The organism is Pseudomonas sp. S2_F07, assembly GCF_054668325.1.
On record NZ_CP162758.1, the window covers coordinates 2288037 to 2310929 of the forward strand.

At 60.5% G+C, this 22893-nt stretch carries 24 protein-coding genes; 6 read left to right on the forward strand and 18 right to left on the reverse strand.

Going from position 1 to position 22893, the window contains the following annotated elements:
* Positions 1–196: 196 nt before the first annotated feature.
* The 8 genes from murB to AB4O40_RS10160 form a co-directional block, all read right to left on the reverse strand.
* The gene (gene murB, locus AB4O40_RS10125; protein WP_414918323.1) at positions 197–1216 is read right to left on the reverse strand and encodes a UDP-N-acetylmuramate dehydrogenase; all 1020 of its coding nucleotides are present in this window, start codon (positions 1214–1216) and stop codon (positions 197–199) included.
* The gene (locus tag AB4O40_RS10130) at positions 1213–1677 is read right to left on the reverse strand and encodes a low molecular weight protein-tyrosine-phosphatase (RefSeq protein ID WP_460054703.1); all 465 of its coding nucleotides are present in this window, start codon (positions 1675–1677) and stop codon (positions 1213–1215) included. Before AB4O40_RS10130 ends, murB begins: the two co-directional genes overlap by 4 nt.
* Positions 1677–2441 carry a 3-deoxy-manno-octulosonate cytidylyltransferase gene (gene kdsB / locus AB4O40_RS10135; protein WP_056727232.1) on the reverse strand — a complete coding sequence of 255 codons (765 nt, stop codon included), beginning with the start codon at positions 2439–2441 and terminating at the stop codon, positions 1677–1679. Before kdsB ends, AB4O40_RS10130 begins: the two co-directional genes overlap by 1 nt.
* Positions 2438–2623: a Trm112 family protein gene (locus tag AB4O40_RS10140; protein WP_003179363.1), complete on the reverse strand. Its 186-nt coding sequence runs from the start codon at positions 2621–2623 to the stop codon at positions 2438–2440. Before AB4O40_RS10140 ends, kdsB begins: the two co-directional genes overlap by 4 nt.
* A 24-nt stretch (positions 2624–2647) precedes the next feature.
* Positions 2648–3658: a tetraacyldisaccharide 4'-kinase gene (gene lpxK, locus AB4O40_RS10145; RefSeq protein WP_056727233.1), complete on the reverse strand. Its 1011-nt coding sequence runs from the start codon at positions 3656–3658 to the stop codon at positions 2648–2650.
* Positions 3658–4086 (reverse strand): ExbD/TolR family protein, encoded by a 429-nt coding sequence (locus tag AB4O40_RS10150; RefSeq protein ID WP_223541059.1) that lies wholly within the window; start codon positions 4084–4086, stop codon positions 3658–3660. Before AB4O40_RS10150 ends, lpxK begins: the two co-directional genes overlap by 1 nt.
* Positions 4083–4718, reverse strand: coding sequence for a MotA/TolQ/ExbB proton channel family protein (locus tag AB4O40_RS10155; protein ID WP_056727235.1), 636 nt, complete (start codon positions 4716–4718; stop codon positions 4083–4085). Before AB4O40_RS10155 ends, AB4O40_RS10150 begins: the two co-directional genes overlap by 4 nt.
* A gap of 98 nt (positions 4719–4816) precedes the next feature.
* Positions 4817–7051: a DNA internalization-related competence protein ComEC/Rec2 gene (locus AB4O40_RS10160; protein ID WP_460054697.1), complete on the reverse strand. Its 2235-nt coding sequence runs from the start codon at positions 7049–7051 to the stop codon at positions 4817–4819.
* A gap of 135 nt (positions 7052–7186) precedes the next feature.
* On the opposite strand from AB4O40_RS10160, the gene AB4O40_RS10165 reads away from it, so the two are divergent.
* Entirely contained in the window at positions 7187–7702 is a 516-nt protein-coding gene (locus AB4O40_RS10165; protein WP_409078934.1) for a DUF2062 domain-containing protein, read from the forward strand.
* Positions 7703–7799: 97 nt separating this feature from the next.
* Here the strand turns inward: AB4O40_RS10165 and AB4O40_RS10170 are convergent, their stop codons facing one another.
* From AB4O40_RS10170 to AB4O40_RS10185, 4 genes are all read right to left on the reverse strand, one after another.
* Complete coding sequence (locus AB4O40_RS10170) at positions 7800–8579, reverse strand: ABC transporter permease (RefSeq protein WP_414914907.1); 780 nt, start codon at positions 8577–8579, stop codon at positions 7800–7802.
* Positions 8576–9508 (reverse strand): ABC transporter ATP-binding protein, encoded by a 933-nt coding sequence (locus AB4O40_RS10175; protein ID WP_056727238.1) that lies wholly within the window; start codon positions 9506–9508, stop codon positions 8576–8578. Before AB4O40_RS10175 ends, AB4O40_RS10170 begins: the two co-directional genes overlap by 4 nt.
* 132 nt (positions 9509–9640) lie before the next feature.
* Positions 9641–10264 (reverse strand): glutathione S-transferase family protein, encoded by a 624-nt coding sequence (locus AB4O40_RS10180; RefSeq protein ID WP_409078935.1) that lies wholly within the window; start codon positions 10262–10264, stop codon positions 9641–9643.
* A 43-nt stretch (positions 10265–10307) separates the two neighbouring features.
* A complete protein-coding gene (locus tag AB4O40_RS10185) occupies positions 10308–10967 on the reverse strand; it encodes a transglutaminase-like domain-containing protein (protein WP_056727240.1) in 660 nt (219 codons plus the stop codon).
* 204 nt (positions 10968–11171) lie between these two features.
* Here AB4O40_RS10185 and AB4O40_RS10190 point away from each other — a divergent pair, with 204 nt between their 5' ends.
* From AB4O40_RS10190 to AB4O40_RS10210, 5 genes are all read left to right on the forward strand, one after another.
* Positions 11172–13619 carry an acyl-CoA dehydrogenase gene (locus AB4O40_RS10190; RefSeq protein WP_460054692.1) on the forward strand — a complete coding sequence of 816 codons (2448 nt, stop codon included), beginning with the start codon at positions 11172–11174 and terminating at the stop codon, positions 13617–13619.
* 74 nt (positions 13620–13693) lie between these two features.
* Positions 13694–14101 carry a PA2817 family protein gene (locus AB4O40_RS10195; RefSeq protein WP_056727242.1) on the forward strand — a complete coding sequence of 136 codons (408 nt, stop codon included), beginning with the start codon at positions 13694–13696 and terminating at the stop codon, positions 14099–14101.
* A 613-nt stretch (positions 14102–14714) separates the two neighbouring features.
* Positions 14715–15938, forward strand: coding sequence for a type II and III secretion system protein family protein (locus AB4O40_RS10200; protein WP_056727244.1), 1224 nt, complete (start codon positions 14715–14717; stop codon positions 15936–15938).
* Between the two features lie 119 nt (positions 15939–16057).
* On the forward strand, positions 16058–16771 hold the full coding sequence (locus tag AB4O40_RS10205) for a tetratricopeptide repeat protein (protein WP_056727246.1): 714 nt from the start codon (positions 16058–16060) through the stop codon (positions 16769–16771).
* An 18-nt stretch (positions 16772–16789) separates the two neighbouring features.
* Positions 16790–17065, forward strand: a complete 276-nt coding sequence (locus AB4O40_RS10210; RefSeq protein WP_460054688.1) for a DUF3613 domain-containing protein — start codon at positions 16790–16792, stop codon at positions 17063–17065.
* A gap of 214 nt (positions 17066–17279) precedes the next feature.
* Here the strand turns inward: AB4O40_RS10210 and AB4O40_RS10215 are convergent, their stop codons facing one another.
* From AB4O40_RS10215 to AB4O40_RS10240, 6 genes are read right to left on the reverse strand one after another with little or no spacing between them, the layout of a single operon-like run.
* Positions 17280–18242 (reverse strand): type II secretion system F family protein, encoded by a 963-nt coding sequence (locus AB4O40_RS10215; protein ID WP_056727250.1) that lies wholly within the window; start codon positions 18240–18242, stop codon positions 17280–17282.
* Between the two features lie 29 nt (positions 18243–18271).
* Positions 18272–19258, reverse strand: coding sequence for a type II secretion system F family protein (locus AB4O40_RS10220; RefSeq protein ID WP_056727252.1), 987 nt, complete (start codon positions 19256–19258; stop codon positions 18272–18274).
* Entirely contained in the window at positions 19255–20697 is a 1443-nt protein-coding gene (locus tag AB4O40_RS10225; RefSeq protein ID WP_056727253.1) for a CpaF family protein, read from the reverse strand. The genes AB4O40_RS10220 and AB4O40_RS10225 overlap by 4 nt, the downstream gene beginning before the upstream one ends.
* Positions 20698–20700: 3 nt before the next feature.
* A complete protein-coding gene (locus AB4O40_RS10230) occupies positions 20701–21921 on the reverse strand; it encodes an AAA family ATPase (protein ID WP_056727255.1) in 1221 nt (406 codons plus the stop codon).
* Positions 21915–22409, reverse strand: a complete 495-nt coding sequence (locus tag AB4O40_RS10235; RefSeq protein WP_056727257.1) for a TadE/TadG family type IV pilus assembly protein — start codon at positions 22407–22409, stop codon at positions 21915–21917. Before AB4O40_RS10235 ends, AB4O40_RS10230 begins: the two co-directional genes overlap by 7 nt.
* A complete protein-coding gene (locus AB4O40_RS10240; RefSeq protein ID WP_056727259.1) occupies positions 22409–22888 on the reverse strand; it encodes a TadE/TadG family type IV pilus assembly protein in 480 nt (159 codons plus the stop codon). The genes AB4O40_RS10235 and AB4O40_RS10240 overlap by 1 nt, the downstream gene beginning before the upstream one ends.
* Positions 22889–22893: the final 5 nt, after the last annotated feature.

Sequence of the window (22893 nt, forward strand, 5' to 3'; positions counted from 1 at the left end):
CTCGGTGGGTCGCACGCAGATCGACTCAGGCTAATGGGCTCTCTTGTACAGACGAAAACGGTCTGCACCGGGCCTTTGGTGGAGCAAGAGTGTGCATCGTTAGCTGACTAAGTTAACCGAGCATTAACAAAAAAGCCCTGCACAATAAACATTGTGCAGGGCTTTTTGATCTGTCCTGGAAGCTTAGGGGGCGTTCTCAATAGCGGTTTGGCTCCATTTCCAGATCGACATGGAAACGCTCGGAAATGTCTTTCTGGATGCGCTGCGCCAGGTTCAGCAGTTGCAGGCCCGTCGCGCCGCCATAATTGACCAGCACCAGCGCCTGCAATTTATGCACGCCAGCATCAGCCTCACGGAACCCCTTCCACCCTGCCCGCTCGATCAGCCAACCGGCGGCCAGCTTCATCTGCCCGTCGGGTTGCGCATAGGCCACCAGGTCGGGGTATTCGCCCTTGAGTCGTGCAGCCAGCGCCGCCGACACCAAAGGGTTCTTGAAGAAGCTGCCGGCATTGCCGAGTACGGCCGGGTCCGGAAGTTTTTCGTTGCGGATGCTGCAAATGGCCTGGCTGACATCGCTGGCGGTCGGATGCTCGATGCCCTGTTCGGTCAGGCGCTGACGCACCGGGCCGTACTCCAGGTGCAGATGCGCGGCGCGGTCGAGGGCGAAACGTACGCGCAGGATCAACCAGCGTCCCGGCTCCTGTTTGAACAGGCTGTCGCGGTAAGCGAAATTGCACTCCGCCAGGCTGAAGTCGCGCAGTTCGCCGCTCAGGCGATCAAGGGCAGTGAGGCCGGCGAAGACGTCCTTGATCTCGACGCCGTAAGCGCCAATGTTCTGCATCGGTGCCGCGCCGACAGTGCCGGGAATCAGGCTGAGGTTTTCCAGACCGGACAACCCCATGGACAGTGTGTGTTGCACAAAGGGATGCCACGGCTCACCGGCCTCGGCCTCAATCACCACTTTGCTGCCGTCATCGCTCAGCACGCGACTCCCGCGGGTGGCCATGCGCAGCACCAGTGAATCGATATCCGCCGTCAGCAGCAGGTTGCTGCCGCCGCCGATCACCAGCACCGGGACCTTGCGCTCCAGCCCGTAGGCCAAGGCTTCGCGCACATCGGCGTCGCTATGGGCCTCGGCAAAGAACCGGGCCTGGACATCCACGCCAAAGCTGTTGAACGGCTTGAGCGAAACCTGCGATTGAACCTGCAAACTCATAACCGTCCCTTCAATTCGATCACCAGCAAATCACTGGCGCGTTCGATCAGGTCCAGCACCTGCTCGAAGCCCTGCTCGCCGTCATAGTACGGATCCGGCACTTCATCGACCGGCGACTGGTAGCGACGCAGGAACAGGTCGAGTTCGGCCTTGCCCTTGGCCGGCTGCAAGGCCTTGAGGTTGCGCAGGTTGCTATTGTCCATCGCCAGGATCAGGTCGTAGGTGGCGAAATCGGCACGGCTGACTTGCCGGGCGCGCTGGGCGGACAAGTCATAACCGCGCAGCTTCGCCGCTGCCTGACTGCGCTTGTCCGGCGCCTTGCCGACATGCCAGTCACCGGTGCCGGCGGAGGCCACTTCAACTTGATCGGCCAGGCCGGCCTCGCGCAGTTTATGCTGCAGCACGCCTTCGGCCGTGGGGGAACGGCAGATGTTGCCCAGGCAGACAAACAGAACCCGCATCACGCCTCCAGCAGGCGACGAACGCGCTCAAGGTCTTCAACGGTATCGACGCCGGCTGGCGGCGCGATCAGTGCGTCGGCCACGTGGATCCGCACGCCGTGCCACAGGGCACGCAGCTGTTCCAGGCACTCGGTGTTTTCCAGCCAGCATGGGCCCCAGCTGACGAAATCCTGGAGGAAACCGGCGCGGTAGGCATAGATACCGATATGGCGGCGATACGGCACACCTTCGGGCAACTGCTCAGGGTTCACGGCGAATGCATCCCGCGCCCAAGGCAAAGTGGAACGACTGAACGTCAGCGCCAGGCCATTGAGGTCGCTGACGACCTTGACCACGTTGGGATTGAACAGGGTGTCCGCGTCTTCGATCGGCTCGGCCAGGGTGGCCATGCGCGCTTCGGCGTGGGCCGCCAGGTTGGCGGCGACCTGATCGATCACGCTCGGCGGGATCAGCGGCTCGTCGCCCTGGACGTTGACCACGATGGCGTCGGGCGCCAGGCCCAGCTTCATCGCGACTTCGGCCAGGCGATCAGTGCCGGAGTTGTGGTCTTCACGGGTCAGTACCACTTCGGCACCAAAGCCTTTGCAGGCCTCGACGATGCGCGCGTCGTCGGTGGCCACCACCACACGCCCGGCGCTGCTTTTACTCGCCTGTTCCCAGACGTGCTGGATCATCGGCTTGCCGGCGATCAGCAGCAGCGGCTTGCCCGGCAGGCGGGTGGAGGCGTAACGCGATGGAATGACGACGGTAAAGGCTGTGGTCATTTATCCAGGCGCTCGTCGGTGGTCAGGGTGCGCGCTTCGGATTCGAGCATCACCGGGATGCCATCGCGAATCGGGTAGGCCAGGCCTGCACCCTTGCTGATCAGCTCGGTCTTGTCGGCGCTGAGTTTGAGCGGGCCTTTGCAGACCGGGCAAGCGAGGATATCGAGCAATTTGGTGTCCATGAGCATTCCCTGGAAAAAACGGAGTTAAGGCAACAAACGAGCCGGCAGCAGGCGCATCAACTGTGTGTCGAACCAGGCCACGAAGGCCGGCGACGGCACGGCATCGACCGCCAGGTACCACCAGTCGGCGGCGGCAAAGGCACGGCATTTCACCGCGTCCTTTTCCGTCATCACCAACGGCAATGACGGCGTGAAATTCAACGCCTGCACGCTGTATTCGGCGTGGTCGGCAAACGCATGTGGAACCGGCTGCCAGTGTAGCGTTTCGAGGGTCTTGAAGAAACGTTGCGGATTGCCGATGCCGGCCACCGCGTGCAGGGCCTGGCCGCTGGGGAAGTAGTCAAGGGGACGTCGTTCGCCGCTGCGCAGGTTGACCAGCGCGGTGGGTTGCAACTGGAAGGCAAATCCATCATCTCGGTCAGATGCGGCACCATTGTAGAGCACCGCGTCGACGCTTTGCAGACGCTCGACCGGCTCACGCAATGGCCCGGCAGGCAGGCAACGGCGGTTGCCCAGGCCGCGGGCGGCATCGATCAGCACCAGTTCCAGGTCACGGGCCAGGCGGTAGTGCTGCATGCCGTCGTCGGACAGGATCAGGTCCAGCGGCTCGCTGGCCAGCAAGGCTTTGACGGCATTGCTGCGATTGGGGTCGATCATCAGCGGCACGCCTGTGCGCTGGACGATCAGCAACGGCTCGTCACCGGCGACGTCGGCGCTGTGCTCGGCCTCGACCCGCCATGGCAATTGCGGCGGTTTGGCGCCGTAGCCCCGGCTGACCACGCCGACCCGCAGGCCGCTGCGCTGGCAGTGGTCGATCATCCACAGAATCAGCGGCGTCTTGCCGGTGCCACCCACGGTGATGTTGCCGACCACGATCAGCGGCACCGGCGGCTGATAGATCTCGCCCTCACCCGCCAGAAAGCGCTTGCGCTTGTTCATGACCACGCGCCGGTACAACCATTCCAGCGGCTGCAGCAGTTTCAGGGCCGGATGACCTGCGTACCACGCGGCGAGCAATCGATCGGACATGGCCATCAGGGCGCCGGGGGCGCCGCCTCGATGGTGGTCATGCGCAAATGACTGAAGCCGAGCTTGCCGGCTGCATCCATGGCTGTCACCACGGACTGATGCGCAGTCTTGCCGTCAGCGCTGATGGACAGCGGTCGGCTGGTGTCGCCATTGGCTTCTTTTTGCAGCGCGTCCATCAGCGAAGCCAGGTCGCTTTTCGGCAAAATCCGGTTGTTCACCGAGAACACGCCGTCGGCGCTGATGGCGATGTCCAATGACTTGTCCTGATCGTCGGCCGGCGCGCCGCTGACGGCTTCCGGCAGATCGACGCGTAGCTGGGTTTCACGGGTGAAGGTGGTGGTCACGACAAAAAACAACAGCAGGATGAACACCACGTCGATCAGCGACGCGAGGTTGATGTCCACCGTTTCCCGTGGTTTGCGGCGGAATTTCACGCTTTGCCCTCGGCCAGGTCCACGTCGCGGTCGCCCTGCACTACCTCGACCAGTTTGATCGCTTCCTGCTCCATCCCTACCACCAGCTCATCGATCCGGCGTTGCAGGAATCGATGGAAGAATACCGCCGGGATACCGACCATCAAACCGGCGGCCGTGGTGATCAGGGCCTTGGAAATACCACCGGCCAGCACCGAAGCGTTGGTGGTCATGCCACTGCCGGTAAACGCGCTGAAAATATCGATCATGCCCAGCACGGTACCAAGCAAGCCCAGCAACGGGGCCATGGCAGCAATAGTGCCGAGGGCGTTGATGTAACGTTCCAGATCGTGGATGACCCGCGCAGCAGCCTCTTCGATGCACTCTTTCATGATCTCGCGACCATGCTTGGAGTTGGCAAGGCCCGCGGCGAGGATCTCACCCAGCGGCGAGTTGGCGCGCAGTTCCTTGAGTCTGTCTTTGTTGAGTTTCTTGTCCTTGATCCAGACCCAGACCTGCCCGAGCAAGTGCTCCGGGGTCACGCGGCTGGCCCGCAGGGTCCACAGACGCTCGGCAACGATCGCCATGGCCGCGATGGAACTCAAAATGATCGGCAGCATCATCCAGCCGCCGGATTTGACCAATTCCCACACAGTGACAGCCCCCTCGAAAAAGTGCGCCACTCTAACATAGGGGGTGCAAGCACCGAAGACCGTGATGTCGCATCCGGTCGTGCCTTTATAATGCTCGTTTATGGATTCAAGGGCGGCGGATCGCGCCAGAAACGCCGTTCCTGGCGCATTGACCACGGCGACTCGAAGCGTCCCAGTTGCAGACGAATGGCACCCTGTTCGACGCTGTCGTAGATTGCCATTCCACGTTTTTGATAACGCGCGATGACCGTAGGATGCGGATGGCCAAACGAATTGCCTTGCCCGCGAGAGATCAGCCCCCCTTTGGGTCGCAGGACATCCAACAGGACATTGGACGACGAACTGCGACTGCCGTGGTGTGGCGCCTGCAGCCAATCGGTGGGCCGGGCCAACGCGCTGTCCAGCAGGGCTCTTTCGGCGGCGGCATCAATGTCGCCACTCAACAGCAACCGTTCACCATTGGCTTCGATCAACAAGACACAGGAGTTCTGGTTGCTGTCGCCGGCCAATGGCCAGTGCCAGAGCTGGAAATCGACTTCATCCCAGGTCCATTGCCGACCGCTCTCACAGCTCCCGGCTTGCAATTGCGCAGGCAAGTCTGACGGTTCACCACTGACCACCTGTTTCACCGGCAAGCCCCTGGCAATCGCCGGGGCACCGCCGGCATGATCGGCATGGGCGTGGCTGATAAGCATCATGTCGAGCCCCTTCACCCCCAGTTTGCGCAATGCCGGCAGCACCACCCGCTCCCCTTGGTCGAGTTCACCGAAACGCGGGCCGGCGTCGTACAGCAACGTGTGATGCCGAGTGCGTACCAGGATTGACAAGCCCTGCCCCACATCCAGTTGCCAGACTTCGGCCATGCCCTCCTGCAACATCGGCCTGGGCGAAAAAACCAGCATCAACAGCATGGGCCAACCTAACGGGCGCATCGGCAAGCCTCGCGGCAGCAATAGCAAAAAGGCGCCAATGGCACCGATTACCCAAGCCCATGGCGGGACTGCCGCGGGCACCCACGCGGGAACCTGGCCGGAGACGAGCCCCAACGCCCTGAACCAGCCATCGATCAGGCCACCGGCCAGCCACAGCAACTTCTCACCCACGTAAGGCACCGGCAGCAACAGTGTCCCGAGCAACGCCGGCGGCAGGACCACCAGACTGATCCAGGGCACCGCAAATAAATTGGCCAGCGGCCCGCTGAGACTGATTGGCAACCCCAGCGCCAGTAACAACGGACACAGACCGATTGCAATCAGCCACTGGGCACGGGTCCAGGTCTGCCACCAGCGCCAAGGCCCCAAACGTCCGCCGAAGGTCAATATCAAGACTGCCACGGCCGCGAAAGACAGCCAGAAACCAGGCTGGAGACTCGACAGCGGTTCCAGCAGCAATATGCCGTCGAGTGCCAGCAACAGTGGCCACCATGCACCGAGATGACGGAACCGCAGACGCCACAACAACACCATTGCAATCATCAGGCAGGCCCGCCGCACCGGCACCTCGAAACCGGCCAGCATCCCGTAACCGAGCGCAGCGGCGAATGCCAGGCCACACGCCCAGGGCAACCATGGCAGACGGTTCGGCCATAACCCGAAGCGGGCCAGGCCGGCGATCAACAGATACACCACGCCCGCCAGCAATCCGATGTGCTGCCCGGAAATCACCAACAGATGCACCGTGCCGGTGTCCTGCAATACCTGCCAGTCTTCGCGGCTCAGCCCGGCGCCGTCCCCGAGTACCAATGCCGTCAACGCGCCGCTTCGCCCTTGGGCATCCACCGCCAGCAAACGCTGGCGGATGGCATCGCGCCAGGCCCATCGGGCTGGCGCAAGGCGTTCGCCCTGCTTGATCGTCCCGATGGCCCCGATGCGTTGCGCCAACAACCAGGCCTGATAGTCGAAGGCCTGCGGATTGAGGAGCCCGACCGGGCGCTTCAACTTGACGGCCAGCCGCCAGCGCTCGCCACCGCTCACCGGCGGTCCGCCATACCAGGCCAGGCGCATTTGCCGCGGCAGCCGGGTCCGTCGGGACTGGATGTCGGTCAATTCGAAACGCACGACGCCATCGTCCTGCCGGGGCAAGCCCGTGACCCGGCCTTCGACCCAGCGGGTTTCTCCATCCAGCGCCGGCGGCAACCGGTCATCCAGCGCCCACTGCGCATTCGCGCAGGCCCAACTCAAGCCGAACAGGTAAAACGCCACCGGATAGGTCCTGAACGGCAGCAACATCAGACCCGCCACCGGCATCGCCAGCCACAACCAGACCGGCGGTAATACCGGTAAAAAACGCAAGGTCAACAGACCCAGCGCCAGCGCCATCATCCCTGTGCGCATAAGCCCGTCCTTGAAAGTCCCCTCCAAGGCTTAGCCCGCCCATCGCGCCAGCGCCGTTATTAATTGTCACAAAGTCTGAATGGGTAGTTCATGGAATCCAGACATACTTGCCGCCTTGACCGACCGAGAAGCCTTATGCCCCGGCGCTTATTCAAACGTTACATGCCAGACCCGATGAGTATCAGGGAACACAAATCCTTACGCTTTCTCGGCACGCTGCTGCATGACCCGAACCTGTGGCACCTCAACCGCCACTCCGTTGCCCGCGCCATGGCGGTGGGCCTGTTCGCCGCGTTCCTGCCGATCCCGATGCAGATGCTGCTGGCGGCAATCCTCGCCATCATCGTGCGTGGCAACATGCCGATTGCCGTGAGCCTGGTCTGGCTGACCAACCCGATCACCATGCCTGCGGTGTTCTTCTGCACCTACCAGACCGGCGCCTGGCTGATGGACGTTCCCACCCGGCAGTTGCCGGACTCACTGACCTGGGAATGGATCAGGGGTGAAATCTCGACCCTGTGGCAACCGTTTCTGCTGGGTTCGGTAGTGACGGGGCTCGCACTTGGAGCACTGGCCTACTTCCTGGTGATGATGTATTGGCGCTGGTGGGTGGCCAGGCAGTGGAAGCGGCGCAAGAAAAGCCGGATGTGAGAATGCAGAACGGCCTCCACTTGGGAGGCCGTTTTTTTTCGGTGGCTGGGCTGACGCCATCGCTGGCAAGCCAGCTCCTACAAGGGTTTGCTGCGGGTCAGGTACGCATCCCGCGTCCACTCACCAGCAACCGCGCACTGCCGAGATACAGCACCACGGTCGCAACCAGCATGAAGGCGATGGCCACGCTGATGCGGATATCCGAAACGCCAAGGATGCCGTAACGGAACGCGTTGACCATGTGCAGCACCGGGTTGGCCATGGACACGGTCTGCCAGAACGGCGGCAGCAAGGTGATCGAGTAGAAGACCCCGCCCAGGTAGGTCAGTGGCGTCAGCACGAAAGTCGGAATGATAGAAATGTCATCGAAGTTGCGCGCAAACACGGCGTTGATGAAGCCCAGCAGCGAGAAGATCGTCGCGGTCAGCACTACCACCAGAATGGTCACGCCCAGGTGATGCACCTGCAAATGGGTGAAAAATAGCGACAGCAGAGTCACGATGATCCCCACCATCAACCCGCGCAGCACACCGCCCAGGGTGTAGCCGATCAGAATCGTGTGCGGCGACAGCGGTGAGACCATCAGTTCTTCAATGGACCGCTGGAACTTGCTGCCGAAGAAACTCGACACCACGTTGCCGTAGGAGTTGGTGATCACCGACATCATGATCAGCCCCGGCACGATGTACTCCATATAGGTGAAGCCACCCATGTCGCCGATCTGCCGACCGATCAGATTACCGAAGATCACGAAGTACAAAACCATGGTGATCGCGGGTGGCAGCAGGGTCTGCGGCCAGATCCGGGTGAAACGCCGGACTTCACGATAAACGATGGTGTTGAGGGCAACGAGGTTGGGGCGCAGTTCGGAACTCATACTGCCACCTTCGACAGATTTTTCTCCACCAGGGACACGAACAACTCCTCAAGGCGATTGGTTTTGTTACGCAGGCTCTGTACTTCGATGTTCTGCTGCGCCAACTGGGTGAACAGCGCGGTGATCCCCATGGACTTGTCCACCTGGACTTCCAGGGTGTGGCTGTCGATCAACCGGGACGGGTAGCCGAGCAACTGCGGCGCCACTTGCAACGTGTTCTTCATATCCAGCAGGAAGGTTTCCACATGCAATTGGCTGAGCAACTGCTTCATGCTGGTGTTCTCGACGATGGTGCCGTGGTCGATGATGCCGATATTGCGGCACAGCTGTTCAGCCTCTTCCAGGTAGTGGGTGGTGAGGATGATGGTGATGCCTTTCTGGTTCAGCTCGGTGAGGAAGCTCCACATCGAACGACGCAGTTCGATGTCCACCCCGGCGGTCGGTTCGTCGAGGATCAGCAGGCGCGGTTCATGAACCAGCGCGCGGGCGATCATCAGGCGACGCTTCATGCCGCCGGACAGCGAGCGTGACGGCACGTCCTTCTTGTCCCACAGGCCGAGCTGGGTCAGGTACTGTTCGGCGCGTTCCTTGGCGATTTTCGCCGGGATGCCGTAGTAGCCGGCCTGGGTCACGACGATGTCGAAGGTCTTTTCGAACTGGTTGAAGTTGAATTCCTGAGGCACCACGCCGATGGAGCGCTTGAGCTGCGCGGGATTCCTGTCCAGGTCGTGACCGAAGATATTCACCGTGCCGCTGGTCTTGTTCACCAGGGTCGAGAGAATGCCGATGGTCGTGGATTTGCCGGCGCCGTTGGGGCCGAGCAAGGCGAAGAAGTCACCTTCGGCGACATCCAGATCGATACCACTCAGGGCCTGGAAACCGTTGCCGTAGGTTTTGGTTAGCTGCCGGATGGACAGAGCGGAACTCATATCTGATTTACGCACCAAGAAGGGAAGAAAGGAATAAGTATGGGCGGCGGCGAACAATACAACCGCAGCGAACTGGCACAATGGTGCTTGTCGCCGCCACACAAGTACAGTCAAGCGTGTCGATAGTGAGTATTAAGTCAACGCGGTCATGACCGCCTTTTGATACGCCGGACGCTGTTTCAACCGCGCGTACCAGGCCTCCAGATGAGGTTGCGGTGCACGCTCGATCGGCATTTCGAACCAGGCATAAATGAAACTGCCCAGGGGAATGTCACCCATGCCGATCTCGTCTCCGGACAGGTAGGGTGTGGCGGCCAGCGCCTGATCGGCCATCGCCAGCAACGTGTCGCATTCCTTGATCGCCGCCTTGATGGCGGGCCAGTCCTGCTGGTCTGCCGGGGTACGCAGCACACCCCAGAACACAGTACGGAACGGGCCGGCAAAGCTCGAGGTGGTCCAGTCCATCCACTTGTCGGCAGTGGCGCGGGCCTTTGGATTTTTCGGGTACCAGGCCGTGTCGTCAGCATGTAAGGCCATCAGGTAACGCACGATGGCGTTGGATTCCCACAACACAAAACCGCCGTCTTCAATGACAGGCACGCGACCATTGGGATTCATGGCGCGGTACTCGGGCGTATCGACGACACCAAAGGCGCCACCGGCATCGATAGCCTCGTAGGCCAGTCCCAGTTCTTCGGCGGCCCACAATGGCTTTCTGACATTCGACGAGTTTTTCCGACCCCAGATCTTCAGCATGACCGCCTCTTTTTCGGTAAGTGGGCAGGCAGCATACGCCGGATCAGGCGCGACTCAAATCGCTCTGCATGTCGCCCAGCAGCGGTTGCTGTTGCTCACCGAACAGGTGCGGATAGCACTTTTCCAGGTGTTCGAAAAAGAACGTTTCAGGTACGTCGGCGAACTGGCCGTGATCGACGAGGTACTCCATCAGCTTCGCGCCATCGCGGTTGAAGGGATGGAAAACGCTGTCGTTGACCCCGTCGAATTCCAGCGGCGCCACATTGAACAGGTCGCAGAGTTTGCGGTTGAACGCTGGTGTCGCCTTGACCCAGCGATCCTGCAAATAGAATTCGGTGTAGCCATGCATGGCGAACATGTCGCTCTTGAGCAATTCGAGCAGCCGTGGCGTCGACAGATGATTGCGCACATCCGCCAGGCCGATCCGTGCGGGAATCCCGCAATGCCGCGCCGCACCTGCCAGCAGCGTGGCCTTGGGCACGCAGTAACTCTCACCGGTCGCCAGCGCATAACTGCCGCGCAAGGTCTGCGGATCGCGACTGAACGTGTACGGGTTGTAGCGCACCGCTTCGCGCACGGCGTAATAGAGACTGATCGCCTGCTCCAGCGGATCGCGACTGACGCCACGGTGTTGTTCGGCGAACTCCACGACGGACGGATGGTCACTATCGATGAAGCGGCCGGGACTCAGATACTCGTGCATCAGAATAATCTCCTGGGGAAGCCTTGAGTCTAACGAGAGCTTCAGCACAGAGATAACGACGTTTCGGCCAAACATGGGCGCTTTGCCGCTTGCTCGATGAACGCTTTTCCCACGATTCCAATCACATCGCTCCAACCAGCCTGTTTCGCGGATGCCGTCTAAGCTCTGTGGGCTGGTTCGCCCTGGTTTCACGGAGGAATGAATATGCTGTTGTTGTGGATACTGGTTCTGCTGGTCGCAATTGCCTATTTGGCTCACCGCCGCATCGCCCCGATGCCCGCCCTAATCATCGTGGCCGTCTATGTCGTGGCCATGGGCGCTTTCAGCCGCGCGCCGGGCTGGTTGCTGTTGGTTTTCTGGGTGTTGATCGCCGCCGTCGCAGCCCCCCTGTTGCTGCCCGACCTGCGCCGCAAATTGTTCAGCGCGCCGATGTTCAACTGGTTCCAGAAAACCCTGCCGCCGATGTCGCAAACCGAACGCGATGCCATCGACGCCGGCACGGTCTGGTGGGACGGCGAACTGTTCAGTGGCCGTCCGGACTGGAACAAACTGCTGTCCTATCCCAAGGCGCAATTGAATGAAGAGGAACAGGCCTTCATCGACGGGCCGACCGAAACACTCTGCGCCATGGTCAGTGAATGGCAGCTCGGTCAAACCATGGACCTGCCGCCGCAAGCCTGGACCTTCATCAAGGACAACGGCTTTTTCGCCCTGATCATCCCCAAGGAGTTTGGCGGCAAAGGCTTCTCCGCCTATGCCCACTCGCAAGTGGCGATGAAACTGGCGAGCCACAGCGGCGACCTCGCCTCCACCGTGATGGTCCCCAACTCCCTCGGCCCGGCCGAACTGTTGCTGCATTACGGCACCGACGAACAACGCAACCATTACCTGCCCCGCCTGGCGCGCGGCGACGACATCCCGTGTTTTGCCCTGACCGGTCCGCTGGCCGGCTCCGACGCCGGCGGCATGCCGGACTCCGGGGTGATCTGCAAAGGTCAATGGGAAGGCCAGGAAGTCCTCGGCCTGCGCCTGAATTGGGAGAAGCGCTACATCACCCTCGGCCCGGTGGCCACCCTCCTCGGCCTGGCCTTCAAGGCCTACGATCCGGATCACCTGCTGGGCGACAAGGAAGACCTGGGCATCAGCCTGGCGCTGATTCCGACCGACACCGCCGGTGTCGACATCGGCCGTCGGCATCTGCCGTTGGGCGCGGCTTTCATGAACGGCCCGAACTCGGGCAAGGACGTGTTCGTCCCCCTGGAGTTCCTCATCGGCGGCCAGGAGATGCTCGGCAAAGGCTGGATGATGCTGATGAACTGCCTGTCGGTCGGGCGTTCGATTTCCCTGCCGGCGGTGGGCTCCGGCATGGCCAAGTTCACCAGTCTGGTCACGGGCCAATACGCCCAGGTTCGCGAGCAGTTCAATGTGCCGATTGCTTCGTTCGAAGGCATCCAGGAAGCCATGGCCCGCATTGGTGGCAATGCCTGGATGATGGACGCCGCCCGCATGCTGACCGCCAATGCGGTCGATCTGGGCGAGAAACCGTCGGTGCTGTCGGCGATTCTCAAGTACCACCTGACCGAACGCGGCCGCGACTGCATCAGCGATGCCATGGATGTGCACGGCGGCAAGGCGATCATCATGGGGCCGAACAACTACCTCGGTCGCAAATGGAACGGCGCGCCGATTTTCATCACCGTCGAAGGCGCGAACATTCTTTCGCGCAACCTGATGATCTTCGGCCAGGGCGCTATTCGCTGCCATCCCTTCGTGCTCAAGGAAATGGCCCTCGCCGGCCGTGAAGACAAGGATCAGGCGCTCAGGGAATTCGACGACCTGCTGCTCAAGCACATCGGTTTTGCCGTGGGTAACGCCGCCAGTACGCTGGTGCTCAATCTCGGTTTCGGGCACCTGGAACACACACCGGGCGACAAGCTCAGCCAGGGTTATTTCCGTGCCCTCAACCGTCAGGCCGCTGCATTCGCCCTGCTCGCCGACCTCAGCATGATGTTGCTGGGCGGCGCACTGAAACGTCGCGAACGCCTGTCCGCACGACTAGGCGATGTCCTGAGCAACCTTTACCTGGCCTCGGCCGCACTCAAGCGCTACAACGATCTCGACTCACCGCAGCACATGACACCACTGCTGAGCTGGGCCATGGAAGAAAGCCTGGGCCAGGCGGAACGGGCCATGGATGAACTGCTGAACAACTTCCCGAACAAAGTCGCAGGCTGCCTGTTGCGAGTGATCGTGTTCCCGTTCGGTCGCCGACACAAAGGGCCATCGGACAAACTCGGTGCCGAAGTTGCCGGGGTAATTGGCCGCGCCAAAGGCGACCCGGCACTGGAGGAAGTGCTCCTGGGTTGCTACCGCCCGCAAGCGAGCGACGATCCGGTCGGTGCATTGCAGCACGCCTGCAATCTGTTGAGCGCCGCACAGCCGTTGCAGAAGAAGTTGCATGTGGCACTCAAGAGTGGCCAGGTCAAACCGGTGGCCGGCGAGTCGGTGATCGATGCCGCCCTCGAAGCTGGCGTGTTGCAGCCGGTGGAAGCCCAAACCCTGCGCGAAGCCGAAGCGGCCCGGCGCAAGGTCATCGATGTCGATGACTTTGACCAAGAGGCCTTGGCGCTGGCCGAGGGAAAAGTCCGCTGATCCCGTCAAGCATGTAAAAACGGGCGCGGGCGCTTTATACTCCCGCGCCCGTTTTGCTCTTGAGGACTTATCTCGTGTCCAACATCGTTGCCGATCATCTCGTTTTACTCGACCACCTGCGCAGCATCCTGGTCGCCGTAGGTGAGGCCGAGCAGGTTCCCGAAGAAAGCCATGCCTTGTTCCTTGAGCGCTTCGACGAACTGCTGGCGTCACTGCCGATCGAGCCGATCGAAAGCCAATACCTGGGCCAGGACATCCTGACTCAAGTCATTTCCCGTTATCCGCAAATCGCCCACCTGATTCCACGGGATCTACTGTGGTATTTCGCCGGTGACTGCCTGCACTACTTGTCCGATGAAGAAATCGACCTGTATCAGGCACTGGAAGAACGCCGCTTCGAAGCTGAACAGAACGACGAACCTTTCGACTGGAACCAGGAAAAGCAACTGCTGGCGCTGTCGAACCAGGACAGCAAGCACTGATTGAAGATCAGTGATGCCAAAGGCCCGCATGCTTGAGCATGCGGGCCTTTTTTATTGCCTTGAGCGTAACCCGCCAGTTTCAGGCAACCGCACCGTGCTGCGACCTTGCCCGCCCCCCTCATCCGCCTGCCTGAATCCAGCCTTTGCACCAAGGGTTTTGTTTAAATTCATGGCACTTTGGTTTGATTGAACTACCTTCAAACTACAAGAAGTCATAACGGCTCGAGTTTCCACGTTAGCTTCAGTGATCAGATAGCGGATTGGCAAAAGGAGTTACCTCACCATGATCCTGGCAGGCGTTTTCCGGCTCTGTTCCTGTATTGCCGATTTGTTTCAGGGGAAACCAGGACAGCAGACAGTGCCATCCCCAGGCGCGGGTATCGCTCTGGCGCGCAGTCCAGGTTACCGAATCACTGAAAACCGTTTCAGCAAAGGTCGCTCGCTATCCAGCCAGATCAGCGAATGGCGCCCGCTCGTGTGTAGCACGCAAGGAATAACGCCTGGGCCATGGATGAGTGGTCTGGCGCATTGGGGGGGATAGTCCGATCCCCATGAAGTGATCCGAGACAACTCTGTCAGCCTAAAGATGGCCTATCCAGCGAGGATGTACTTGATGAGCTTTCGTACCGAGCCCGCTTTCAAGCGAATTATCCATGGCCTGTTCTGGATGGGCCTCAGCGTGGATGCGGCTCAGGCCGCGCCAGCCAATTGCCCGCAGCTGGACAATTGGCCGACAACGTACGAGGTCGGTCAGGGACTGCAGAATGAACTGCGCAGCCCCGTTCCGGTAACGCAACTGGCGGTGGGTGACCCGAAAATTGCCGACGTGCAACCCAGCGGCAACAACGCGTTCATTCTCACGGGCATTGCACCGGGAACCACCAGCCTGATGGTCTGGACCGCCTGTTCGAAAACGCCGCGCCAAAGCATGGTGTTCGTCAAGGGCAAGGCCACGTCGGCGCTGACCAGCGTGCCGTCGGTGCCTTCCGACGATCCGCTGCTGCCGAGCCAGGTGCAGACTGATGTCCGCTTCGTTGAAGTCAGCCGGACCAAGCTCAAGGAAGCCTCCGCCTCGATTTTCGGCGTCCGGGGCAACTGGCTGTTCGGCTCGCCGAGAACCTTGCCCACCATCGGCGGCATAGTCACGCCGGCGATACCGGTGAGAAACGACCAGTTCAACCTCACGTTTGCTACCGGCAGTACCCTGGTGGCGATCAACGCGCTGGAAGGCAGCGGTTTCGCCTACACCCTGGCGCGACCAAGCCTGGTTGCGCTCAGCGGGCAGAGTGCGAGCTTTCTGGCCGGCGGTGAAGTACCAATTCCAGTGCCCAGTTCAGGCAGCGATAACGTGTCCATCGAGTACAAGGAATTCGGTATACGCCTGACCCTGACGCCGACCATCGTCGGGAAAAACCGTATCGCACTGAAGGTGGCGCCGGAAGTCAGTGAACTGGACTTCACCAACGCCGTAAGCATCGCCGGCACGATAGTCCCGGCCCTGACCGTGCGCCGTACCGATACCAGCATCTCCCTGGCCGACGGCGAAAGCTTCGTCATCAGCGGCCTGATCAGCACCCACAACGACTCCCAGGTGAACAAGTTTCCGGGGTTGGGCGATATCCCGATTCTGGGCGCGTTTTTCCGCGACAACACCATCAACCGTGAAGAGCGCGAACTGCTGATGATCGTCACCCCGCATCTGGTCCAGCCATTGGCTGCCGATGCACCACTACCGTCATTGCCTGGCGAGCAGCTGCGCAATTACGACCCGAACTTCTATCGCATGTTTTTCCTGGAAAATGGCGACTTCGACAGTCTCAGCGGGCTCTCGCAATGAAACGAAGCCTGAACCGCACTGACCTCGCCCTCACTCGTAACGGTGACTTTGAACGCTTGCCGGGCCAGCTGTGCTGCCATTGGCCAGGCGTTCAACGTGTTGTAGCCAGGGGACATTCAATGAAAGCAGTCATTGCAATAGCGGCGACATTGATGCTCGCAGGTTGTGCCAGCAATGGCCTGTCTTCGCGACCGGGTAGCTGTGCCAAGCCCGGTTCGGACCAGGAACTGACCCTGAACCTTGCCGACAACATGGCCAGCGAAGGCCGCTTGTATGCCAGCCTGGCGAATCTGGAAGGTTTGCCCGATAGCGTGGTCCAGGTTCGCCTGCGCAAGGCTCGGGTGCTGCGCTTGATGGGGCGTAACTCGGAGGCGGAGCCGTTGTATCAAAGCTTGCTCGGCACCTGTCTGGCGGCTGAAGGGGAACATGGCCTGGGCCAGTTGGCCGCCGCCAGAAATGATAACGCCACCGCTACCACTCACCTTGAGCGTGCGGTGTGGATGGCCCCCACCGACGACAGGATGCGAAATGACCTGGGGGTCGTCTACCTCAATCAACGACGGATCCCCGAAGCACGCATTGAGTTCATGACCGCCATGGAGCTCAAGCAGGCAAACACACTGGCGGCACTCAATATGGTGACGTTGCTGATCTATCAGGATAACTGGAAGGCGGCAGCCGAACTCGTGACCCGCGCCGACTTGAGCCCCAAGCAAGTCGTAGAGGCTCAAACCCGCGCGGAAAAACTCAAGACCTCCGCCAAAAAAGTGGTGGCCTCCGAGGGGAATCGCAAGACTGAGGTAGCCGATGCCTCTTCCAGTGCGAACAAGTAGAACGTACGAGGAGTCGAGATGAATACCAAAAGGCTGTTGATCGTGTGCATGGCTTGCCTGTCCACCAGTGCCTGGGCCATTGGGCCGGGGCCCTCCTCGCCGTATCAACAAGGCACCGAGCAGTGGTTGCAGCTGCAGATTCGCGGTGTGGTTGCCTCCCCGCACCTGCAAACCGCCTCGGCCACCGAACGTGACCTGGCCATGCAGCGCTGGCTGAACAGTTTCAACTTTCCGATACCGGAATTTTTTGACCAGGATGCAGCGGGAGATATGAGCGTCAGCGGCAGCAACTGAGGCATGTCGATGGGTGATCAGCCTCTGACGTAGTCTAGATAGGCCTGGCTGCAAAGCCGGGCTTGATGTCGTGTGCAGGAAAGCTGTGGCATCTACGCATTATCCATCCCTGGACGGATTACCCCGGAGCAGATGTTTAGATCCCTGGCAGGAAAGTGCAGATCAGGCTCGAGTGGCAAGGCCGTCGCACTCGACAGCCTCAAGCCCCTTGACCTCACCCGAATGCTCTCAATACCCCGATCAGGGCCGGGCCGATGGCAACCAGAAAGAAGCTCGGCCACAGGCAGAAAATCAACGGGAATATCAGTTTGGTACCGATTTTCGCCCCCGCCTCTTCGGCGGCTTGGGTACGCCGGTCACGGAATTCATCGGCATAGATACGCAGGGTGTCGGCCACGCTGGTACCAAAGCGGATGCTCTGCGCCAACAGGCCGACCAACCCTTGTACGTCATCCAGACCGGTGCGCACAGCCAGTTGCTTGAGTGCCTCGGTACTGCTAATGCCCGCGCGGATTTGCGCATTGACCAGAGCCAGTTCTTCAGCCAGTTCGACCTGACTGACTGACATTTCCTCAGCCACCCGTTCGATCGTCGTGGGCAAGGCCAGGCCAGACTCCACGCACACTACCATCAGATCCAGCGCATCCGGAAACGCGGCACGCAGCCGACCTTGTCGCAACTGCTTGCGCTTGGTGACATACAGCGCTGGCGCCAACCATCCGATAGCGGCCACCATGAACACCAACGACATCCCCATGATCAGGGAAACCTTGGGAATCATCGGCAACAGCAACAACGCAATACCGATCAATAACAGAGGCAGCATCAAGCGCACCGCCCAGTACATCTGCACCGCCGACGAGGAACGGTACCCCGCATGCATCAACAGGGTCTGGGTGATACTAGTCTGAGCCGACTCGGCCGAGCCAAAGCGCTGGCCGACCCGCTCCAGCAACAGTTGCAAGTTACCCGGCGCTTCCTGCCCCGTCGTATTGCCGAAATGACCACGCTTGATCAGCGCCAGACGACGCTGCACCGGGTCCTGAAGCCCCTGCATCAGCAAGATCACGGCGACGACCACAAGCACCGTACTCAAGCCGACCGCGCCAAGGAACAACAGGCGCGCCATCTCCTCGTTCTCCGTGACCCGACTGAACAACCCGAGCAAAAAGTCCATTATCTGTACCTCCCGGTAGCGAACACCGCTTAAACCTGAATCCTGATGATTTTGCGTATCCAGAAAATCCCGATCAACATGGCGCAGAACGCCCCGATGATCAGCTTGTGACCGGTGGGGTCATTGATCAGCACAGGCAAGTAACTGGGAGTGGTGAGTATGATCGCGATCGCCAGCACAAAGGGAATGGTCACCAGTATCCAGGCTGACATCCTCCCCTCGGCCGACAGGGTTTTGACCTTGCGCTGGAAGCGAAAGCGCCCACGGATCAAGCGACTCAAACGTTCCAGCACCTCGGTCAAATTGCCGCCAGTCTCGCGATGGATGAGGATCGAAGTCACGAGCATCATCACCGTCATGCTCGGCATCCTCTCCAGCAGGCCGAGCATGGCCCGGCGCACATCGTTGCCATAGTTGATATCGGAGAAGGTCAGGCCGAACTCATGAGCCACCGGCCCTTTGTGCTCCTCGGCCACCAGGCGCAAGGTTTCGTTGAAGGGGTGCCCGGCGCGCAGAGCGCGGCACATGGCATCCAGCGCATCCGGCAAGCCTTCCTCGAACGCTGCGAAACGCTTGCTACGGTCACGAGATATTTTCAGTATGGGTAACCAGAAAACCGCGAAACCCGCCACCAGCGCCATCCACCAGACTGACGAAACCATCCAGACCAGGATACCCACCCAGCCCCCCAGTACCAGCCCGAGCAACAATACCCGATAGGCTCGGTACTCGTGCCCGGACTGCTCTATCATTTGCGTCAATGCTTCCATGAAGGGCAGTTGTTCAAGACTGGCCTCCAGTGGCGACAGACGCGTCAGGTATTTCTGTCGCAACACTGTCTGCATGTTGGGCTGATTGTTGGCTTTCTCCATTACATTCAAGCGGCCGCGGATGCGCTTGCGCATCTTGCCGGCCTCGCCGAATACCGGCACCGCAACGCTCTGGGACAGGAGGAAGACGGCGATAAACACCATGCCAAGGAACATCAGAATGAATTCACCAGGAATACTGCTCATGACTGCCGTGCCTCCATCCACTCAGGCCTGAACATCGCAAGCGGCAATTCGATGCCGCGTTTGGCAAGCACATCGCGGAAGGCGGGGATCATGCCGCTGGGCCGATAATCACCCAACACTTCGCCGTTTTCGCCCATGCCATGGCGTGCAAAGGAGAAGATTTCGGTCATGGTGATGATCTCACCCTCCATGCCGTTGATTTCCTGCACGCTGACCAGGCGGCGCTTACCGTCCTCCTGACGCTCCAGCTGGATAACCACATCGATGGCCGAAGCAATCTGTTGACGCATGGCCTTGATCGGGAAGGTCGCCCCGGTCATCGACACCATGTTCTCGACCCGCCCCAACGCATCGCGCGCGGTGTTGGCATGGATCGTGGTCAACGAGCCGTCGTGGCCGGTGTTCATCGCGGTCAGCATGTCCAGCGCCTCGACGCCGCGCACTTCGCCGATCACGATGCGGTCCGGGCGCATCCGCAGGCTGTTGCGCACCAACTCCCGCTGGCTCACCTCGCCGCGCCCCTCGATATTCGAAGGCCGGGTTTCCAGGCGCACCACGTGGGGCTGCTGCAGTTGCAGTTCAGCCGAATCCTCGATGGTAACGATCCGCTCGTTGTGCGGAATGAAACTGGACAGGACATTGAGCATGGTGGTCTTGCCGCTGCCGGTACCGCCGGAAATCAGCACGTTCAAGCGCCCACGGACAATCGCCTTGAGCAGCAGGGCAATGGCCGGGGTCAACGTCCCCACCTGGATCAGGCTGTCGGTATTGAGCAGGTCCACCGCAAAGCGCCGGATCGACATGCTCGGGCCGTCGATGGCCAGTGGCGGGATAATCGCGTTGACCCGCGAACCGTCCTTGAGCCGGGCGTCCACCAAGGGCGAAGACTCGTCGATACGCCGCCCCAGGCTGGAAACGATACGGTCAATGATGTTCAGCAAATGCTGATCATCGCGAAAGCGCACATCGGTGCGTTGCAGCTTGCCGAAGCGCTCGACATAGACCGAGGAAAAGCCGTTGACCAGAATGTCGGACACGCTGTGATCGGCCAGCAACGGCTCCAGGGGGCCAAGGCCGAGCACCTCGTCGGTGATCTGCTTGATGATCAACTGGCGGCTGGAAGTACTCACCGGCGCCGAATGCTCATCGAGCAGGCGCTGGCAAATATCGCGAATCTGCCGCGTGGCCTCAGCCTGTTCAAGGGAGTCCAGCAGGGACAGGTCCATGACCTTGAGCAACTGCTGGTAGATCTTTTCTCGCCACTCGGCTTCCACCGGGGTGACCTGGGTTCTGGTTTCGTACATGACATCCGGGATTGCGTGCTCCCAAGCCATCAGTTCATCTGCCGGATCCGGCTGGTCACCGTCCAACGGGGTCACCGACGATGAGGCGGTTTTACCGGACTGTTTGCGCAAGCGGTTACGAAAGTCGCTGATCATGGGTCATCCCCCGAAAAAACGGTTGAAGGCGCGTTTGAGTAAGCTTTTGTTCCCGGCAGCCTGTTGACCGATCAGGTTCTCGGTCATGTCGCGCAGTGCAGCAGTGATCGCTGCCTTCGGCGCATGCAGCCCCAACGGCACGCCAGTGTTCTGGCTCTGGCTGACCAGGTTGAAGTCGTTGGGTAATTTCGACAGGTTCGTGCAGCGCAGCGCCTCGCCGATATCCTTGAGACTGACCGCTGCCGACTTGTCATAGCGGTTGACCACTATCTGCAATTGATCCCCACGCACGCCCAGGTCTTCGCGAAGAATCCGCACCAGGGAGCTGGCATCGCGCAGATGGCTGACGCTCTGCTGCACCACCACGTACACCCGGTCCGCCTGCTCCAGCACGGAGCCGGTGAGGTGATCGATCTGCCGTGGCAGATCGATCACTACCCAGTCATAGGTGGCGCGGGCCAACTGCAACAAGGTGTCAAGTTGCTCGGGTTGGGCATCCTGCGGCAGACACAGCTCACCGGCCCGGCCACCCAGCACATGCAAGGTCGGGCTGAAGTGGCTGCAAAAACCCCGTAGCGCGACACTGTCCATGCCGTCGATCTGATGCAACACCTCAAGATGGCTGTGGGTTTGCGCCACATCCAGGTAATGCGTCACGCTGCCAAATTGCAGGTCCATATCCAGCAACAGGGCACTGCCACCCTTCATGCTGAGCTGCTGAGCCAGATTGCAAGCCAGCATGGTGCCGCCGGATCCGCCCTTGGAGCTGGTCACGGCGATCAATTTGCCTTCAGTCCCACTGCCGTTCCGAACCTCCACGACCAGCCGATTCAAGGCGGCGACCAGTTCTGCCTCGGCTACTGGCTCGGGCAGCACGTCACGGGCGCCGGCCTGCATCGCCAGGCGCATGCCTTCCTGCTCGCTCAGCAGCCCGCACACCAGCATTGGTGGACGCTCATGGGCCGGGCGCTGCAACAGGGCCGCCAATTCCTCGCGCCACAGGTGGCTGACGCGCAACAGCAACAAGTCGGGCATCCGGTCCAGGCCATAGAGCGGGTCGACATGCCCATTGCTCACCAGGCGAGTGCTGACCTCCAGGCTGGGCATGCGTTGGCAGACGCTTTGCAGGTCGCGCAACGACGTGGCATCACGGCTGCTGATCAGCAACCTGAGCCCGGCTTTGCCGGTCGAGGCAGAGAGTGGAGTGTCCTTGGTATTCAGCATGGCGTGATCTCCCCGGAATCGGAATGACGCCCGAGGCTTTCGCGTGGCAACGTTGCCCTGAATGCAGGCAAGGTAATGGACACGCCGAACCCGGGAATGAACAGATTGAAAACGAAGTTTTGCAGACTCAACCGGACATAGCGGATGGCACGAAATCCATTGGCCCCACTCGTGTCGGTGGGGTTGGCTACCAGCGCACCGGTTGCGTCCAGATAGCTCAGCGTCAGGTTGGTAGTGCTCAGATTTCCAATCAGTTGGCTCGTACCCGCATCGCCCGCCGCGTTGAAGATAGCCCGCTGCAACACCACCGGATCGCTGATATTGCACACCGCTGCCAAACGTGTCCCACGGCGCACGGCTTCATCCAGCGCATTGACCGTGAAGTACAGGCGGCCCATTTCCAACACGCCGAACAACAGCGTGAACATCAGCAGACCAATGAAGGCGAACTCCACGGTATAGGTGCCGCGCATGTGTTTTCGGTTCATCACAGGGCCCTCATCACGGTAGTGGCGACCAGCGGAATGCTCAGCGCAATCTGATTACCAATAAAACCGGGAAGCGATCCGGTGCAGTTGCCACCGCCAATCACCGGGCAGAACGTGTAAGTGATAGTGACCCGCACATGGTCGGTGCCCACTGCTACGACGTCCACGTTGGCAGTCGTCAACCCTGACACCACAGCGGTCCCGGTGTTGGCCGGCACGCCATACACCGCAACGTTTTTCGTCTCGGTCAGCAGCGTACTGCTCAGGGCAACCATGCCAAGCGTCGAGTTCCAGGCCTGACTGGCGACAAATCGGTCGGCATCGCGGCTGGCCTGCAGCAATAAGTTGTACTGGTAGAGCATGCGGCCGAACTCACCGAAGGCCAGCATCAGCAACAGTAATACCGGCAGGACGAGGGTGAACTCGACCAAGGCCAGGCCTTGCTGGCGCTGTGAATGCTTAAATCCGTGAAGTCTCATGACAC